The organism is Brevundimonas sp. MYb52, assembly GCF_002979535.1.
Taxonomy (GTDB): Bacteria; Pseudomonadota; Alphaproteobacteria; order Caulobacterales; family Caulobacteraceae; genus Brevundimonas.
The window spans coordinates 113,318-129,553 of sequence record NZ_PCPB01000007.1 but is presented as its reverse complement, the minus strand read 5'-3'; the positions used below and the strand labels follow the sequence as shown (position 1 = coordinate 129,553).

The following is a 16,236-nucleotide window of genomic DNA, read 5'->3' as shown; positions in this document are numbered from 1 at the left end:
GTCGCGAATTACGCTGTTGCGTATCAATCGCAACTACTGGGGCTATAGACGACCAACCTTCGCGGCGCCTTGCGGTGAGATTAATTCGCAACTGGGCTGACCGCCGCCCCCGGTCGAGCTAGAAAGTCATTCATGCGAATGCTTATCATTGACGACGACACCCGCACCCGCGCCTTCGTAGCGGAGGGTCTGCGCCAGCAAGGTCAGACCGTGGATGAAGCCGCCGACGGCGACACCGGCCTGCACCTGGCGTTGGACGGCGATTATGACGCCATCGTCGTGGACCGTATGATGCCGGGCCTGTCGGGGCTGGACGCCGTCCGTTCCATGCGGGCCTCAGGGCTGAAAACCCCCGTGCTGATGCTGACCGCCCTGGGCGCGGTGGACGACCGCGTGGACGGTCTGAATGCGGGTGCAGACGACTATCTGGTCAAGCCCTTCGCCTTCAGTGAATTGAGCGCGCGGATACAGGCGCTGATCCGCCGCCCTCCCCTCGCGGATCAGACGCAACGGCATGCGGTCGGTGATCTGGTCGTGGACGTGGCGGCGCATCGGGCCACGCGCGCCGGACAGATTCTGGATCTCACCCCGCACGAGTTCAAGCTGCTGGAACGTCTGGCCCGCAACGCCGGCCAGGCCGTGACGCGCACCATGCTGCTGGAAAGCCTGTGGGGGTTTCATTTTGACCCGCGCGCCAACCTGATCGACGCCCACATCAGCCGTCTGCGCGCCAAGGTCGATCGCGGCTTTGAGGGCAATCTGATCCAGACGATCCGCGGAGTGGGCTATGTCCTCAAGCAAGCGGACTAAGGACAGCGCGCCGTCCATCTGGTCCACGGCCGGCCTGCGCTACGCCGTCGCCTTCTCTCTACTCTTCGGCCTGGGCGCCGCCGCCATGGTCGCCGGGGTGGATTACGGCCTCATGCGCTTCGCCGAGGCCGAGGTGCGCGACGGCCTCAGCCATCAGATGGAGGTGATGCGCGCCGACGCTGACCGTCACGGCACGGCGGCCCTGGTGCAGGAGTTGAACGCCGAAGCGCGCAACCGCGACGCCCGTCGCTACCTGCTGCTGGTCGAGGCACCGGACGAGAGCACCTTCTCCAACGGACTGACCCGGTTGGCCGTCAACGCCACCGGGTTTCGGCGCAATCTGCCGAACAAGGCCCGCCCCGCGCGCTGGCCCGATCAGACTCCCAATATGATGACGCTGAGCGCGCGCGCCGCCGACGGAGGCCTATTGGCCGTTGGGCGCGACATCCAGCATCTGGAGGAATTGCGCGGCGGCATTCGCCGTTTCGCGCTCTGGAGCGGCTTGACCCTGATCCTTCTGGCCCTGGCCGGGGGCTGGGCGTCGGGACGCCTCGTTCTTCGCCGCCTCGAAAGCGTCAACCAGGCGGTCGGACGCATCATCGCCGGGCAGGATTCAACCCGTCTGCCGACCGTCGGTCTGGGGCGCGAATTCGACCAGTTGGCGGTAAACCTCAACCGGATGCTGGACCGGCAAGAAGCGGCCCTGACGGCGCTGAAGTCGTTGTCCGAAGGTGTGGCCCACGAACTGCGCGCGCCCCTGAACCGGGTGCGAAATCGACTGGAACAGGTCGCCGCCCAGATCGACGACGTCGCCGCGCGGGACGCCACGATCGAGCGCGCCCTGGCCGAAACCGACCAGGTCAGCGCCCTGTTCGAGGCCCTGCTGACTCTGGCGCGTATAGAGAGCGGCGGCGTCGCCCTGCGTGTCGCCCCTGCGGATCTGGCCGATCTGGCCGCCACAGTCTGTGACATCTATCGCCCCCTGGTGGAGGAGGCAGGCGGCAGCCTGACCACCTCGCTCGGTTCCCCCGTCACCGTGGCGGGAGACGCAGCCCTGCTTCAGCAGGCCCTGGCGAATCTGATCGAGAACGCCGTCTTCCACGGCGGCGCCCCCATCCGCATCGAGGTTTCAGCCTTTGCTGGCGACGGAAAGACGGTTCTGCGCGTCGCGGATCAGGGCATAGGCGTGCCGGAGGTCGAACGTGAAAAGGTTCTTCGCCGCTTCTATCGAATCAACCAGGCCGATCCGGCGCCGGGCTCGGGCCTAGGCCTGGCCATGGTGGCTGCCGTCGTCCACGCTCACGGCGGCGAACTGAACCTTGACGACAACGCGCCCGGACTGGTGGTGGAGATCGTCTTGCCGCAAAGTTCGGCCTGATCCTGATCGCTGCGCTCTGGCGGCGCGGCAGCTCTAGGCGGCAGCTGGCGTCGCGAACGCCTTGGCCAGAGTCTCGACCACCCACCGCGTCGCCTGATCGTCGCTCGACCGCTCATGCCAGACCAAGTGGTAGTCAAACGGCTTGACGCCCGCCGGCGCGGGAAAGGTCCGAAGACCGTGAGCCGCTGCAAAGCGCTCGGCCGCCCGTCGGGGCAGGATGGCGACGGCTTCGGTTTCAGCCAGCAGATAGGGCGTCAGGGAAAAGCTCTCGGCCGAGATCAAGATCCGCCGATCCGCCATTTCCGGCAGGTCTTCGGCGATCCAATCGCCAAAGCCGTCCCCGACGGAGACCGAGACATGCGGCCACTTCAGCAGGTCTTCGCTCGTCCCCTTGGAGGCATGAACTGCATGGTTTGGGCGGGCCAGGCCCAGATGGGTTTCCTGAAACAACCAGCGCGAATGCAGGCTGGACCCATGAGGACTCCACCCGGTCAGGACGAAATCCAGACGGCCGTCCTCCAGCCGCCTGAGACTGGCGTCCGACAGCGGCTCGACAACCAACTCCACCCCGCCCGCCTCGCGCTCAATGAGGGCGAGCGTGGGTGCGATCACGCTCAGCAGACCGAAGTCCGTCGAAGCCAGGCGAAAGGTGCGCCTCATGCTGCCAGGGTCCACGCCGTGATCGCGGATCAGCGCCTCTCCTTCTCTGAGCCAGGAGCGAAGCGGTCCCCGCAAGGCCTCGGCGCGCGGGGTCAACATCATGCCGCGCGGCCCTCGCACCAAAAGCGGATCGTCGAACTGATCCCTCAGCCTGGCGAGAATGCGGCTCATCGCCGGCTGCCCCATACCTAGCCGATCGGCAGCACGGGACACGCTACGCTGCTCCAACAGCACCATCAGATGCTGGAGCTGATTGAAATCGGCCCGAGAAGGCAAACGCCCGGACATTCCGGCTTCTCCGGGACAATGACGAGGGGTTCTCCTGTTATAATAATGACTATTAATTGCAACTATTGACGCATGCGATCCGCTGCCGGCGGGATCATGCCGATTTGCGAATGCGGCCCATGCCGAATGCGTCATTGAGCCAATAATGCGAATGATTATTAGAAGCGTCTGCCGCTCACAAGCGTGAGCATTCCTCCCCAACCGGGCGGTCACCGCCCATTCAACGCACGCCTTCGGGGGCACAGATGCTTCTTTCCAAACGCCGCATCGGGCTTGGCCTGATGACTTCCACCCTGCTCGCCTCGTCGCCGGTCCTGGCTGACAATCCCATTGCCGAGCCCCAGGCCACCACCGTCTCTGACATCATCGTCACCGCCTCGGCGACGGGCGTGGATGTGCGCGACGCCCCAGCCTCGGTCAGCGTCATCACGCGAGAAGAGATCGAGCGGCAACCGGTTCAGAGCCTGGGCGAACTGCTGGGCCGTCTGCCTGGCGTGACCGGCGGCGTCAGCCCGACCGGCGCCATGTCCAAGATCACCATTCGCGGCCTGCCGGACAACTACACCCTGGTGCTGGTCGACGGCCGTCGCGTCGGCAACTCGCGCGACATCAGCTATCGTCCCGACCTGGGCCGCCAGGACCTGAACTGGATCTCGCCCGACATGATCGAGCGCATCGAGGTGGTGCGCGGGCCGATGTCGTCGCTCTACGGCTCCGACGCCATGGGCGGGGTCATCAATATCATCACCCGCAAGATCGCCCCGACGTGGCGCGGCTCGGCCAACACCAGCTACACGTGGTCCGAGGAGTCCGAGCGCGGCGACGCCTATCAGTTGGGTGTCAACGTAGCCGGTCCAATCACGGAAAACCTGGGCCTGCGCCTGGGGGCGACCTACGCCCGCACCAACCCGGACGAGGTCAATATCGCCGGCGCCAACGGCACAGGCGGCGTCGTCAACAAGAGCCTGAACGGCGTCCTGAACTGGGCGCCGCTCGACAACCAGAACTTCTCGTTCGAGGCGAACTACGGGGTGGAAGAGCCCCTGGCGCCCCAGCTTCTGGTGCCGAACCGCAATGGCGTGCTGACGCCGCAGGGCGCCTTTGGCTCGGAGACCGAGCGCACCAATTTCCGCGTCAGCCATGAGGGCGACTGGTCCTTCGGCCAGACGCGTCTGGACGTCTATCGCAACGCCTTCGAGAACAAGGCGATGGGCGAATACGGCGGTTCCGGCGAGTTCGAGGAATGGATCGTCGACGGCCTGTGGAACTTCGAGAAAAATTTCGTCTGGCTGCACAAGTTCGCCATCGGCGGCCAATATCGTCAGGAAGAGCTGACCAACACCGACACGATCGGCACGGTGCCGATCGACTATGACGGCAACATCATCACCGGCGCCACGCTGACCGGCGACACGGCGGCCATCTTCGCCGAGGACCAGATCACCCTTCGCGAAAACCTGCTGCTGACGCTCGGCGGCCGCCTGGACAGTCACGACAAATATGGCGAGCACTTCAGCCCGCGCGCCTATCTGGTCTGGCATCCGGCCGAAGCCTGGACCCTGCGCGGCGGCGTCTCCAAGGGCTTCCGCGCCCCGTCCCTGAAGGAAAACAGCGCCGGCGCCGCCACCAACTCTGGCGGCAACGGCTGCCGAGGCCTGATCGGCATGGTCGCCAAGGACAAGAACGGCAACACCATCCTGGACGGCGCCGGCAATCCGCTGATCTATACCTCGGGCGGCTGCTGGATGGCGGGCAACCCCAACCTGAAACCCGAAGAAAGCACCAGCTACGAGATCGGCTTCGCCTATGACGGCGCCGCCTATCGGTTCGCGGCCACCTATTTCCACACCGACTTCGAAAACAAGATCCAGTACGCGCCGCTCGGCTATTTCGAAGGCCGTTGGTGGACCAAGAACGAAAACATCCAGCGCGCTCGCACCAAGGGGCTGGAACTCACCGGCCAGGCCAGCCTGCCCTATGATCTGACCCTGCGCGGCAACGCGACCTGGATGATCGAGGCCAAGAACCTGGACACCGGGGCCAGCCTGATCACGACCCCGGAATGGTCGGGCTACGCCTCGCTGGACTGGCGGGCGAGCGACCGCCTGGGGCTCATGCTGTCGGCCCAATACACCGGCGAGCAATTGAGCGGCGGCTCGACCCTGACCAACGCCCGCACCGAGTTCGACCTGACCACCGCCTATGAAGCGTCCGAAACGGTGACGCTGCGCGCCGGCGTCTCCAACCTGTTCGCTGAGAAGGTCAGCGGCAGCGCAGGCGATGGCTACTACTCCCCCGGTCGCCGCTTCTTCGTCGGCCTGACCACCCGCTTCTGATCCGGAAAACTCAATCATGACCCACCTCCGCAAATCCCTTCGCGGCGTCGCCTTTGGCGCGCTTCTAGCGGCGTCCGCTGTCGCAGTTCCCGCCATCGCCTCGGCCCAAAGCCTGTTCTCCGCTCCCGAGCGCCTGATCGAAGGCCAGGTAAGCTTCTCGTCCGGCGATCGCGGCAAGCCCGTCCTGCCGGGGGGCTCGATCGTGGCCGCCGGCCGCGGTTTCCACCCTGGCCAGAGCATCGTCCTGATGTACGGTCAGACGCCGCTGTCGACCGGCGCCATCACCGCCAACGCCGAGGGCGGTTTCGAGGCGCGACTGACGCTGCCTGCGGACGCCCAGCCGGGCAACCACCCGATCGTGGCGGTGTCGCAATCGCCCTACAACGCCGTCCTGGCCAATCTGAAGATCTCGCCGAACGTGCCGCTGTCGAACGAGGCGGCCTATCGGATCACCAGCGTCCAGCCCACGCGCGGCCTGTATCAGACCGCCTATAGCGCCAAGCGCAACGCCGTCTTCGCCACCTCGGCGGTCGGCCGCCCGCCGGTGCGCCAGTCGGAGCTGCTGCGCCTGAACGCCGACACCCTGGCGGTCGAGGCCCGCGTCACGCCGGCCGCCGCACCGGGCCGCGTCGGCCGCGACGGCCAGCCGCAGGACGGCGGCGTCTTCGCCGTCTATGGCGTCGGCGTCGATGACGCCCACGACACCGTCTGGGTCACCAACAGCCGACAGAACACGGTCGCCGTCTATCGCCAGTCCGATCTGACGCTGGTCCGTCAGTTCGAGCCCGGCACGGTCAACCACGCCCGCGACGTCGTCATCGACGAACAGGACGGCAAGGCCTACGCCAGCGCCACCTTCCAGCCCGAGATCGTGGTGTTCGACACCGCCGGCCTGACGGTCGCCAAGCGCATCAAGATCGACTCAAACGTGCGCGGCGAGACCTTCTCAGCCGCCAGCGTCTCCTATGACCGCGCGGCCGACCGCCTCTATGTGGCGTCGAACTCGACCAATGAGATCGCCGTCATCAACACCCGCACCGATGAGGTCGAGCACGTCTTCGCCGTGCCGGGCGCGCGCGGCGTGATCGGCGTGGCGCATGACGCCCAGACCAACCGCATCTTCGTCGCCGCGCAGGGCACCGACAACCTGGTCGTCCTGAACGGAGCGGACGGCTCGGTCATTGCCGACACCCCGGTCGGAGCCGGCGCCCTGAACGTGGTGTTCGAGCCGAAGTCGCGTCGCGCCTTCGTCAGCACCTTCGGCGCCGGTACCGTCACCGTGACGGACGCGGACGGCCGTATCGTCGCCAACCTGCCCGCCCCGCCGGTGGCCAACCACGTCTCGACCGACGGGCGCGGCAACATCTACGCCGCCGTCAAGTCGGGCTGGAGCAGCGACGGCAACGACAGCGTCCTGCGCATCCGCTCGGCGCGCTGACCTAAAGTCGCGATCCAGGGCCCTCGCCTGTCCGGCGGGGGCCTTTCGTTTTCATGCCCGTGCCCCCTGTTGATACGATGCCCCTTCCAACGATACCCCCGCGCCTCTTTGTGCAGGATGAAATGGTCCTCGCTCAGGATTCGTCGGGCTACGCCGTCGAACAGGTCCTGAAGGCCCACGGCCTGCTTCTGAACCGTGCGCGCAGGGATGTTCTGCACGTCCTGCTCCACGCCGAGGCTCCCCTTGATGTCGACAGCGCGTTGGCCGCCGCCCGGTCTCAAGGCAGCCACGTTTCTCGCGCCGCCGTGTCTCGATTTCTCAACCTCCTGAACCGACTGGGGGTCGCCGAAGTGGCGGCGCGACGAAACGCCCGGCGCTTCTTCCGGCTGAAACGCCGGACCCCGACCCTCAGCCTCAGTTGCGTGCGCCAGAACCGGATCATCGAAGTGCGCGACGACGCCCTGGTGCAGGCTGTGGAGCAGATGCTGCACGGGCATGGCTATAGGCTGGCCGAGGGCATTCACTTCCGCATCGAGCCGCTTCCCCTCGCCCTCGCTTGTCCGTCGATCGACCCGGCCTGTTCCGACCCACGCCATCCCGTGACAGCGACCAACCGCCGCGTTCAAAAGCGAGAGCATTGCAAATGACAATGATTCTCACTACGCACTGACGCTTGTCGCGTCTGGTATGGAACAACCGCCCATGAATCGCACAGCCCAGATGGCTCTGCTCACCGCCTCCGCCAGTTTGCTGGCTGCGCCATGCGCTTTCGCCCAGACCGCCACCACCGTCGATGATGTCGTGGTCACAGCTTCTACCCGTGCGCAGAAGATCGAGCAGGCGCCGGCCACCATCACCCTGATCACCGCCGAACAACTGGAAGGCCGCGCCTACGCCGACCTGTTCGACGCCGTGCGCGACGTCGAGGGCGTTTCGGTCAGCGGCGGATCGAACTTTCAAGACATCTTCATCCGCGGCCTGCCCGGCGCCTACACCCTGACGCTGGTGGACGGGCGACGGCAATCGACGCGTGACGCCCGCGTCAACGGCAACGGCGGTCTGGAGCAGAGCTTCACCCCGCCCGTCTCGGCCATCGAGCGCATCGAGGTGGTGCGCGGGCCGATGTCATCGCTCTATGGCTCGGACGCCATCGGCGGCGTCATCAACATCATCACCAAAAAGGTCCCGGAGCGCTGGGGCGGCTCGATCGCCGCCGACTATGTGGCCCAGGAAAACGGCGACAGCGGCGACTGGGCGCAAGGCCAATTCTACCTCGCAGGTCCCATCGTAGGCGGCAAGCTGGGGGCCCAGATCTGGGGCCGAGCCCATGATCGAGCCGAAGACCACATCTTCAACGCTCCCAGCAGCACGGGCGTCATGGGCTCCGAAGAACACAGCCTGACCGGCCGCCTGGCCTGGACGCCGGCGCCGGACCACGAAATCCTGCTGCAGGCCGACACCACGCGCATCGACCGCTTCAGCACGGCGGGCAAGACGGTGGCCGCCACCGGGCGGAGCACACGTAACGAGCACAGCCGCGACAGCGCCTCCCTGTCATGGAACGGCGACTGGAGCTGGGGAACCAGCGCCCTGTCGCTGATGCGCGAAGAATCCTCGCGCGAGATTTTCACCGCCGACGCGACGGGGACGATGATCCGCAACCCGCGCGCGCCGGAACTGACCAACACCGTCCTCGACGCCCTGTTCAACCTGCCGCTGGCGGGCTCGTCGCTAGGCGATCACAACCTGGTTTTCGGCGGCCAGTGGATCGAGAACAGCCTGAAGGACATCAACCCCGGCGCGCGCGACAACCTGGCCAAAACCTTTGACGTCTGGCAACGCGCCCTCTTCGTCGAGGACGAATGGACCCTGACGCCGCAACTGGCGCTGACGCTGGGCCTGCGGGTCGACGACCACAAACGCTATGGTGACCACTGGAGCCCGCGCGCCTATGCCGTATGGAGCCCCAGCGAGACCCTGACCATCAAGGGCGGCGTTTCAACCGGCTTCCGTGCGCCAGAGATCCGCGCCGTGGCCGATGGCTACGCCTACGAAACTGGCGGCGCCAACTGCAACTATGGCGCGGGCCTGTGCGGCGTCATCATCGGCGACCCGGATCTGAAGCCCGAGAGCAGCGTCAACTATGAGGTCAGCGCCCTGTGGCGGCCGATCCCGTCGGTGTCGCTGAACGCCACGATCTTCCGCACCGACTTCAAGGACAAGATCGCCGACGACCGGGTCTGCGGTCCCGACGCCAACAACAACGGCGTCTGCGACGTGCCGAGCGAGGTGCTGCGCTGGGATGAGGACCCGCTGTATCAGCTCTACTACTGGTACAACATCAACGACGCCCGCATTCAGGGCGTCGAACTGAGCGGGCGCTGGCAGGCGACCGACCAACTCGCGATCAAGGCCGGCTACACCTTTACGGACTCCGCTCAGAAGGGCGGCCTTTACGACGGCCTGCCGCTGTCGCGCACGCCTGAGCACATGGCCAACCTGCGCGCCGACTACGCCGCGACGGACCGTCTGAACCTGTGGGCGGCGGGCTCCTACCACGGTGAGGAAGTCAACGCGGGTCTGCGCGTCGGGATCAACGGCGAACCCGTCATGGACGGCCCACGCCAGGTCGGTCGCCGCTATCCCGACTACGCGCTTCTGGACGTGGGCGCGAACTGGCGCGTGCGGGACGACGTGACGCTGAAGCTCGGCGTCTACAACCTGACCGACAAGGTGCTGAACGTGGCGACCTACGACTTCCAGGGCGACGGCCGTCGCTACTGGTTGGGCGTCAGCTGGGATTTCTGAGGATGGGCCGGATGACGGAATTCACAACGGGCCGTCGCGCCCTTCTGCTGGGCGCCGCCGCCCTTCTGGCCGGCGCCGGGGCCTGCACACGCCGTAACGACGCGGGCCCCTCCTCCCTGCTCAAGGATTTGCGCGACCGGCCTCTGGCGGTCACGCCCCCCGTCGGCAAGCTGTCGATCGACGACAGCCGTTTCCTGATCGCTCTGTCGCTGATCCACCCCGATCCGGTCAGCCTGCTGGCCGCCTGGGCGGGCGACGTGAACCGTCTCAGTCCCGAGATCTACGCCGCCTATCTGGAAAAATCTCCGGCGCTGGCGACCTTGCCGAAGACGCCGAGCTCTGCCTCTGCCTTCAACGTCGAGGCCGTTCTGGGCGCCCAACCGCAGGTCGCCCTGGTCTCTCTGGACTCTGGTCCGACCGACGCCCAGGCGGCCCAGCTGGAGCAGGCCGACGTTCGCGTGGCCTATATCGACTTCTTCCAGCACCCGTTCGAGAACCAGTCGCGCAGCCTGTCCCTGCTGGGCAGCCTGATCGGCCGCGAGGAACAGGCCGAGGCCTACAACGCCTTCCGCGCCGCGAAACTGAAGGTCATCTCCGACCGCGTGGCGGGTCTGAAGGACGAGCAGAAGCCGACCGTCTTCCTGGAGGCCCACGCCGGCAACGGACCCGACTGCTGCAACTCGGTCGGCGCCGGCAATATCGGCGACTATCTGACCTTCGTCGGCGCCCGCAACATCGGCGCCGAAGTGCTGAAACAGCCGTCAGGCAAGCTGAACCTGGAGTTCGTGGTCGAGCGCGATCCCGACCTCTATATCGCCACCGGCGGCCCTCATCTGGAGAAGACCGGCGGTTTCGTCGTCGGCCCGAAGTACGACGCCGAGACCTCGCGCGCCTCGTTGCGCCGCGTGGCAAGCCGTCGCGGCCTGTCGACCCTGAAGGCGGTGCGCGAGGGCAAGGTCCACGGCCTGTCGCACCAGTTGATCAACTCGCCCATCGACATCGTCGCCACCGAGGTTCTGGCCAGGTGGATTCAGCCCGAGTTGTTCGCCGACCTCGACCCGCGCGCAACCCTGACGGCCATCAACGAGCGCTTCCTCGCCGTGCCCTATCGCGGCGACTACTGGACCGACCTGGTCCCCGCCTGACGTCCATCCAAGGAGAGACCCTATGATCACCCTTCGCCACAGCGCCCTGCTGGCCGTCAGCCTCATCGCCCTGACGACGGCCTCGGCGGCCTCGGCCCAATCGATCGAGAAGACCGTCAAGGTCGCGCCCGGCGGCCTGTACGAGATCGTTTTCAACCCTACCGACAACGACATCTATGTCGCCGCCGTCGGCCCGCGCGGCGCCAATCAGGCCCAGATCGTCCGCCTGGACGGGCAGACTCTGGCCGTCGAGACCCCGATCAATGTTTCAGAACGTCCGCTCTACGGCCTGGGCCTGAACAGCCGCACCCAGATCCTCTATGGCACCGACACCCGCACCGGCGCTGTCTCGGCCATTGATCTGAAGACCGGCGCCGTCGTCGCTGTCATCCGTCACGACGAGGAAGACGACAGCGCTCACGTGCGCGAGGTCATCGTCGATGAGCAACGCAACAAGGCCTATGTCACCGTCGTCGGCGGCGACGCTGGCGACACCTCGCGCCCCAACCTGATCTGGGCCATCGACGGCGCGACGAACAAGGTCGAGCGGACCATTGCTACGCCGGTCGGCGGTCTGACCGGCGCCGCCTTCGACGCCTCGACCAACCGCCTCTACGTCACCGGCATGGGCAGCAACGAAGTCGCCGCCATCGACCTGGCGACCGGAGAAACGGTCGGCCAATGGGCTTCGCACGGCGAATCCGCCATCAACGTGGCTGTGGATTCCCAAGGTCGCCGCCTGTTCGTCGCCAACCAGAAGTCGGGAGATTTGACGGTCCTGAACGCCGACACAGGCTCCCTGATCCACAAGGTCGCCACCGGCGAAGGCGCGCTGAGCGTCGCCTACAACGGCGCGGTCAAGCAGATCTATGTCGCCAACCGCCAGGCCGGCACAGTCACGGTTCTGGATTCCGACACCTATGCGGTGAAGACCAATCTGCAGACCGGCACCCTGCCCCAGACCATCGCCATCGATCGCGCCACCAACGCCGTCTATGTCACCAACAAGGCGCGCGGCCTGCCGCGCAACGCCCCGGCCGGCACGCCGGTCCCGGTCGATCCGACCGGCGACGTGGTGACGCTGATCCGCCCCTGACCTTCACGTTTCCTCCCCAAACTGGCCCGGTCGATCCGTCGATCGGGCCTTTTTTGTTGGGGTGTCCGCCGGATCAACCCGCCTTCAGCACGTCGTCGATCAGGACCTGAAGCACGCCGCGTTCGCAGCGTTGGACGCGCGCCGAGACACGATAGACCTGGGCCAGAATATCCGGCGTCACCGCCTCGTCCGGTGCGCCGAACGCCGCCAGCCTGCCCCTAGCCATGACTGCGATCCGGTCCGACACGCGCGCCGCCGCCTGTAGGTCGTGCAGGACGATCATCACTGTCATGCCCCGCTCCGCCGCCGCCTCGCGCGCCAGGTCCAGCACCCGCAGCTGATAATAGAGGTCCAGCGCGCTGGTCGGCTCGTCCAGCAGCAGCAGGCGCGGTTCGCGCGCCAGGGCCTGCGCCAGACCCGCCAGTTGCTTCTGCCCCCCCGACAGCCGGTCCAGCCGCTGACCGGCCAGGGCTTCGGCGCCAATGCGTTGCAGGACCTCAAAGGCGCGTTCGACCGCCTGGGCGTCAGTGAAGGCGGCGCCGCCCAAAGGCGTGGCGCGAATGGCCGCCACCACGGTCTCCAACACGGTCAGGGCCACGCCTTGTGGCAAGGTCTGGGGCATATAGGTGACGCGCTTGGCCCGGTCAGCCAGCGACAGGCCCGTCAGTTCGATCTCGTCCAACCGGATCGACCCCTGCGCAGGGATCAGGCCCGCCAGCGCCCGCAAAAAGGTGCTCTTGCCCGCCCCGTTTGGGCCGACCACGGACACGACCTCGCCGGCGGCCAGCGGCGGCAGGCTCAGCCCCTCGACGATGGCGCGCCCGCCGTAACCGGCGCTCAGACCCTGCACCACCAGCCCGGTCACGCCTGGCCTCCATTGCGGAAGATCAGCAGCAGGAAGACCGGCACCCCGATCACGGCGGTGACGATGCCGACCGGCATCAGCACCCCCGGCACGATGGCCTTGGACGCCGCCGAGGCCAGCGACATGATGATCGCTCCCGAAAGGATGCTGGCCGGCAGGAAGAAGCGGTGATCCTCGCCCACCAGCAAGCGCGCGATGTGCGGCCCCACCAGACCGATGAAGCCGATGGCGCCGACAAAGGCCACGGCGGTCGCCGACAACAGGCTAACCCGCAGCAAAGACAGAAAGCGCAGGCGTTTGACGTCCACGCCGAAACTCATGGCCCGGTCCTCGCCCAACCGCAGCGCCGTCAGGCCACGCGACGACAAAAGCGAGAACGGCGAGACTAGCCCCACCACCAGGGCCAGGGCCCCGACATTGCCCCAGGTGGCGCGCGACAGCGAGCCCATGGTCCAGAACACCAGTTGCTGCAGCGCCTCAGCCGAGGACAGGAACTGCACCAGGGCCGTCAGGGCGTTGAAGGCGAAGACCAGGGCGATGCCGAACAGGACGATGTTCTCGACCCCCGATCCCTTCATCCGCGCCAGGGCCTGTAGCGCCAGCACCGAGCCAAAGGCAAAGACGAAGGCGTTCAACGGCACCAGCCAGTCGGACCCGATGAAGCTGGCCCCCACGCCCAGCACAATGGCCAGCGACGCTCCGAACGACGCCGCCGACGACACGCCCAGGGTGAAGGGGCTGGCCAGAGGATTGTTCAAGACGGTCTGCATTTCAGCTCCGGCCAGAGCCAAGGCGGCCCCGACCAGGGTCGCCATCAGGGCGTAGGGCAGACGCACTTGCCAGACGATGGCCTGTTGCGCCGTGCTGAGAGACGACGGATCGAAGACGCCCTTCACCACGGCGACCGCTGAGATCGACGACGGTCCTGTAACGACATCCAGCAGCAAGGCCGCCGCGGCGAGCAAGGCCAGCGCCCCAAGCGCCACGAACCGAGCCCGAACGTCTCGGGAATAGGCGATCACCGCATCTGGCGCCGCACGTTCTGCGTTCGCCAAACTGACGCCCTCCATTACGCGAATGCGTCGCAATACACTCTCATCGCGGGATGGGCTAGGGTGACATCATGACGTTGCCCGCACCCGTTTTCCTCGAGACCGCCCCGCCTTTAACCGGGGGTTGTCGCACGCTGCACCTGCCGGCCAAGGCGGATGGGCCCTGCCTCACGCTCTGGATCAATACGCCGGAGGCGGATCGACCGGCGCAGGGATGGCCAGCGATGATCCTGCTGGACGCCGAAGCCTATTTCAATGCCGCCGCCGAGATGGCGCAACGCCTGGCACGGCGCACGGCCAAGACACGCATTGAACCGATGCTGATCGTGGGCGTCAGCCTGACCTCTCCCGACCGCCAAGCGACATTCAGGTTCCCGCACGGGGCCGATCCATCAACAGCCCCGCAAGGGCGCCAGTTGCTGGACCGTCTCGTCCATGACGTCCTGCCGCTCCTCGCGGCCGAGGGCGCGGACAGGGCGCGGCTGACACTCATGGGCCACTCCATGTCCGGCCTCTTCGTGCTTGAGGCTCGTGCCGCCGCCGCGCCTTTCGCTCGCTATATCGCGATCAGCCCCTCGATCTGGGCGAATCCCTCGGTGATCAACGCCCAACCCAGGGGCTCAAGGTCCGCCAGCGACCTCTTCGTCGTCGTTGGCGCACAGGAAGAAACGGACAACCTGCCCCCGGCCCACCTCGCCCGCCGCATGGTCAGCAATACCTTGAGCCTGCAGGAAAATGGCGCCGTCACGCTCAACGTGCTGGCCGACGAAGACCATGGTTCAACGCCATACGCCTCGCTCCCCGCCGCACTGCGGTTCGCTTCACAGCGACTGGCCGCCGGATAGGCGCCGCGCCGCATCGATCCTTAGCCGACGTCAGGCGGCCGCTCTTGTTGCGACCGCCTGACCCGGCCCGCCCTAGGGCCGCAGCAGGACCTTGCCGGTCTTGCCGGGCGTCAGCGAGGCGCGAACGGCGTCGGCGACCCGATCCAGGTCGAAAACCCCTTCGACGGGTAGAGCCAGTTGCCCCTTGGCGACCAGGGTCATCAGTTCGCCGATCAGACGGCGACGCTGATCAGACGGCATGGCGGCCGAGACCTTGCTGCCCCAGAAGCCCTTCAGCGTCAGTTGCTTGAAGATCATCGCACCCGATGGGATCTGCATCGGCTCGCCCTTCATGGAGCCAAAGGACACCAGCAAGCCATCTTCCCCGAGCAGGTCCGCCAGATCGCCGGAGGCGCTTCCCCCGATGGAGTCCACCGCCGCGCGGATGGGCGCCCCTGCAGTGAGGGCGCGCACCTGGGCCTTCCAGTCCGGGGCGGCGGTCGAGACCGCGTTGTCGATGCCCTGGACGGCCAGTTCGGCCACGCCGGCGTCCCGGCGGACTAGGTTGACGGTCTGGATGCCCCGCGAGCGCGCGAGCATGGCCAGGGTCTTGCCGACCGCGCCGTTGGCCGTGTTCTGGATGATCCAGTCGCCCTCGGTCACGCCAAGGAACTCCAGCAGCGAGATGGCGCTGAAGGGCATGGCGATCAGTTGGGCCGCCGCCTCGTCGCCGATGGCGTCCGGCACGGGGGCCAGGGCGCCCGCCGGGGCGATGAAGGCCTCGGCCCAGGTTCCATGCACACCGGCCACGGCGACGCGGCGGCCAATGAGGCTGGCGTCAGCCCCCTCGCCCACGGCCTCGACGACGCCGACCGCCTCGCTGCCGCCAACGGCGGGCAACTCAGGCTTGTAGCCATACTCGCCACGCACGGTCCAAAGATCATGATTGTGAATCGGCGACAGCAGGGTGCGAACGCGCACTTGGCCCGAACCGGGCTCAGGCAGGGGCGTGTCGTCGAGGTGCAGCAGTTCGGCGGGGTCGCCGAAGGCGGTGTGGACGGCGCTACGCATTTTGATCTCCTTGATCGACTGACACATGCAGCCGGACGTCGATGTTGCCATGGGTGGCGTTGGAATAGGGGCAGACGCGGTGGGTCGCCTCGACCAGCGTCCTGGCCTCGGCCTCGCTCAGACCCTGAACCTCGATCCACAGGTCAATATCCAGCGCATAGCCGCCGGCCGGGGTCTGGCCGATGCCGACCTCGGCCGAGGTGCGGCTGCCGGTGATCGGCAGGTTCATTTGCTTGGCCACCCCGACCAGGGCGTTATCGAAGCAGGCCGCATAGCCCAGGGCGAACAACTGCTCGGGATTGGCGCCCGGCCTGCCCGAACCAGGGACGGCGAGGTCCAGCGCCAGCCCGCCGTCGTCGAGAGCCGTGCGTCCAGCGCGGCCGCCCGTCGCGGTGGCGCGGGTCTTGTAGAAGATCTTCATCGGTCGGTTCCTTGTCATGGCCGCATCGTCGCGGCGCCAGGAGG

14 protein-coding genes are annotated in these 16,236 nt (G+C 66.7%); 9 read left to right on the top strand and 5 right to left on the bottom strand.

The genetic code is table 11. The features are described from left to right. Positions 1–132 precede the first annotated feature (132 nt). Positions 133–810 carry a response regulator transcription factor gene (locus tag CQ039_RS09855; RefSeq protein WP_199183578.1) on the top strand — a complete coding sequence of 226 codons (678 nt, stop codon included), beginning with the start codon at positions 133–135 and terminating at the stop codon, positions 808–810. Next, positions 788–2,188 carry a HAMP domain-containing sensor histidine kinase gene (locus tag CQ039_RS09850; RefSeq protein ID WP_105561911.1) on the top strand — a complete coding sequence of 467 codons (1,401 nt, stop codon included), beginning with the start codon at positions 788–790 and terminating at the stop codon, positions 2,186–2,188. The genes CQ039_RS09855 and CQ039_RS09850 overlap by 23 nt, the downstream gene beginning before the upstream one ends. 33 nt (positions 2,189–2,221) lie before the next feature. Here CQ039_RS09850 and CQ039_RS09845 read toward each other — a convergent pair whose 3' ends face one another. After that, complete coding sequence (locus CQ039_RS09845; RefSeq protein WP_105561912.1) at positions 2,222–3,136, bottom strand: LysR family transcriptional regulator; 915 nt, start codon at positions 3,134–3,136, stop codon at positions 2,222–2,224. Positions 3,137–3,417: 281 nt separating this feature from the next. On the opposite strand from CQ039_RS09845, the gene CQ039_RS09840 reads away from it, so the two are divergent. The 6 genes from CQ039_RS09840 (at position 3,418) to CQ039_RS09815 (ending at position 11,959) form a co-directional block, all read left to right on the top strand. Then, positions 3,418–5,472, top strand: a complete 2,055-nt coding sequence (locus tag CQ039_RS09840) for a TonB-dependent receptor domain-containing protein (protein WP_233190078.1) — start codon at positions 3,418–3,420, stop codon at positions 5,470–5,472. Positions 5,473–5,488: 16 nt separating this feature from the next. Then, on the top strand, positions 5,489–6,910 hold the full coding sequence (locus CQ039_RS09835; protein WP_105561914.1) for a YncE family protein: 1,422 nt from the start codon (positions 5,489–5,491) through the stop codon (positions 6,908–6,910). A 122-nt stretch (positions 6,911–7,032) separates the two neighbouring features. Continuing rightward, a complete protein-coding gene (locus tag CQ039_RS09830) occupies positions 7,033–7,557 on the top strand; it encodes a transcriptional repressor (protein ID WP_158255954.1) in 525 nt (174 codons plus the stop codon). Positions 7,558–7,612: 55 nt separating this feature from the next. After that, positions 7,613–9,718 carry a TonB-dependent receptor domain-containing protein gene (locus CQ039_RS09825; RefSeq protein WP_233190079.1) on the top strand — a complete coding sequence of 702 codons (2,106 nt, stop codon included), beginning with the start codon at positions 7,613–7,615 and terminating at the stop codon, positions 9,716–9,718. 11 nt (positions 9,719–9,729) lie between these two features. Beyond that, a complete protein-coding gene (locus CQ039_RS09820) occupies positions 9,730–10,863 on the top strand; it encodes an ABC transporter substrate-binding protein (protein WP_233190080.1) in 1,134 nt (377 codons plus the stop codon). Positions 10,864–10,885: 22 nt separating this feature from the next. Further along, the gene (locus tag CQ039_RS09815; protein WP_105561917.1) at positions 10,886–11,959 is read left to right on the top strand and encodes a YncE family protein; all 1,074 of its coding nucleotides are present in this window, start codon (positions 10,886–10,888) and stop codon (positions 11,957–11,959) included. 73 nt (positions 11,960–12,032) lie between these two features. Here CQ039_RS09815 and CQ039_RS09810 read toward each other — a convergent pair whose 3' ends face one another. Further along, the gene (locus CQ039_RS09810; protein WP_105561918.1) at positions 12,033–12,824 is read right to left on the bottom strand and encodes an ABC transporter ATP-binding protein; all 792 of its coding nucleotides are present in this window, start codon (positions 12,822–12,824) and stop codon (positions 12,033–12,035) included. Further along, positions 12,821–13,879 carry an iron ABC transporter permease gene (locus CQ039_RS09805; RefSeq protein ID WP_199183579.1) on the bottom strand — a complete coding sequence of 353 codons (1,059 nt, stop codon included), beginning with the start codon at positions 13,877–13,879 and terminating at the stop codon, positions 12,821–12,823. Before CQ039_RS09805 ends, CQ039_RS09810 begins: the two co-directional genes overlap by 4 nt. A 68-nt stretch (positions 13,880–13,947) precedes the next feature. Between CQ039_RS09805 and CQ039_RS09800 the strand changes: the two genes are divergently transcribed. After that, complete coding sequence (locus CQ039_RS09800; protein ID WP_105561920.1) at positions 13,948–14,721, top strand: alpha/beta hydrolase; 774 nt, start codon at positions 13,948–13,950, stop codon at positions 14,719–14,721. 72 nt (positions 14,722–14,793) lie between these two features. On the opposite strand, the gene CQ039_RS09795 is transcribed toward CQ039_RS09800, so the two are convergent. Further along, positions 14,794–15,771, bottom strand: a complete 978-nt coding sequence (locus CQ039_RS09795; RefSeq protein ID WP_105561921.1) for a zinc-binding dehydrogenase — start codon at positions 15,769–15,771, stop codon at positions 14,794–14,796. After that, entirely contained in the window at positions 15,764–16,192 is a 429-nt protein-coding gene (locus CQ039_RS09790; protein ID WP_105561922.1) for an organic hydroperoxide resistance protein, read from the bottom strand. Before CQ039_RS09790 ends, CQ039_RS09795 begins: the two co-directional genes overlap by 8 nt. Between the last annotated feature and the right edge of the window lie 44 nt (positions 16,193–16,236).

Excerpts from the sequence above, each read along its gene's own strand:
- CQ039_RS09855 (WP_199183578.1), top strand. The coding sequence starts at position 133 with ATGCGAATGCTTATCATTGACGACGACACCCGCACCCGCGCCTTCGTA.
- CQ039_RS09850 (WP_105561911.1), top strand. The coding sequence starts at position 788 with ATGTCCTCAAGCAAGCGGACTAAGGACAGCGCGCCGTCCATCTGGTCC.
- CQ039_RS09845 (WP_105561912.1), bottom strand. The coding sequence starts at position 3,136 with ATGTCCGGGCGTTTGCCTTCTCGGGCCGATTTCAATCAGCTCCAGCAT.
- CQ039_RS09840 (WP_233190078.1), top strand. The coding sequence starts at position 3,418 with ATGACTTCCACCCTGCTCGCCTCGTCGCCGGTCCTGGCTGACAATCCC.
- CQ039_RS09835 (WP_105561914.1), top strand. The coding sequence starts at position 5,489 with ATGACCCACCTCCGCAAATCCCTTCGCGGCGTCGCCTTTGGCGCGCTT.
- CQ039_RS09830 (WP_158255954.1), top strand. The coding sequence starts at position 7,033 with ATGGTCCTCGCTCAGGATTCGTCGGGCTACGCCGTCGAACAGGTCCTG.
- CQ039_RS09825 (WP_233190079.1), top strand. The coding sequence starts at position 7,613 with ATGAATCGCACAGCCCAGATGGCTCTGCTCACCGCCTCCGCCAGTTTG.
- CQ039_RS09820 (WP_233190080.1), top strand. The coding sequence starts at position 9,730 with ATGACGGAATTCACAACGGGCCGTCGCGCCCTTCTGCTGGGCGCCGCC.
- CQ039_RS09815 (WP_105561917.1), top strand. The coding sequence starts at position 10,886 with ATGATCACCCTTCGCCACAGCGCCCTGCTGGCCGTCAGCCTCATCGCC.
- CQ039_RS09800 (WP_105561920.1), top strand. The coding sequence starts at position 13,948 with ATGACGTTGCCCGCACCCGTTTTCCTCGAGACCGCCCCGCCTTTAACC.
- CQ039_RS09795 (WP_105561921.1), bottom strand. The coding sequence starts at position 15,771 with ATGCGTAGCGCCGTCCACACCGCCTTCGGCGACCCCGCCGAACTGCTG.
- CQ039_RS09790 (WP_105561922.1), bottom strand. The coding sequence starts at position 16,192 with ATGAAGATCTTCTACAAGACCCGCGCCACCGCGACGGGCGGCCGCGCT.